Source organism: Arenibacter lacus, assembly GCF_008711145.1.
Lineage (GTDB): Bacteria > Bacteroidota > Bacteroidia > Flavobacteriales > Flavobacteriaceae > Arenibacter > Arenibacter amylolyticus.
Genome location: NZ_VVIN01000196.1, coordinates 1 through 855 on the forward strand (window position 1 = coordinate 1; position 855 = coordinate 855).

An 855-nucleotide genomic window follows, 5' to 3' on the forward strand; every position below is an offset into this window, starting at 1 on the left:
ACCAAGGACCAAGGGAAGCATCAATAAATACTTTAACCTCCAGATTTGTTTTGACTTTGTTTTCTGTAACATGACGATTCGTTTTTTGATTAATGAACTTTTATAAAAATGATTGATGAATGAAATATTTTGGGTCTGAAAAGCCTGCGATAACAACATTTGGTATTGAGCTGCTTTGTGTGTTTTGGCCACTTTTGCATCGGCGATGAACTCGTGCAATTCGGAAATTCGGTTTTGATAGACGTAGACTAGGGGATTAAACCAAGCAATAATCCGCATGAGCTCAAAGAATAATAAATCCAAAGAATGGCGCTGTTCTATATGCACCAGCTCGTGCTGAATGATACTATCATGATCCTTTTCCAATACTTTGTCCCCTATGAAAATGGACCTGAAAAATGAAAAGGCCATTTGACTATTGTGCACCATTATTCTGGTAAAACTTTTAAAGTAGCGGATCTCGCCCTTTCTTTTTAGTTGTACTATTTGATACAGTTTAAAGCAAAACAATACTGCTGCTAAGAGCATTCCCCCATAAAGAACCATTTCGGTGGTAGAAAGTTGGATTGAGGCTGAAAGTTCAGGGGTCGCTACCACTCCAGCCGACATGTCCATGCCCCACAGATATTCCGGATATACAAAGGATTCTTGGGACACCGTAGTCTTTAGGGCTTCGATCTTTATCCAAGGAAGTACAATGGAAAGCACAAAAGAGCTTAGAAGGTATGCCCTGTTCCATTGGAAAAAAGTTTCCTTTTTCAAAAACAGGTCATACACTATTAAAAATAACAGCTGAAACGCCATGCACTCTAGGATGTACTGTATCATTTCGTTACTTTTTTTCTGTTACTGTAA

The 855-nt window shown here is 38.5% G+C and carries 1 protein-coding gene; it reads right to left on the reverse strand.

All coding sequences use genetic code 11. From position 1 onward, the window contains the following. Positions 1-828 (reverse strand): M56 family metallopeptidase (locus tag F1E73_RS17135; protein ID WP_317132997.1); only part of this gene is annotated, 828 nt, incomplete at its 3' end. Positions 829-855 lie beyond the last annotated feature (27 nt).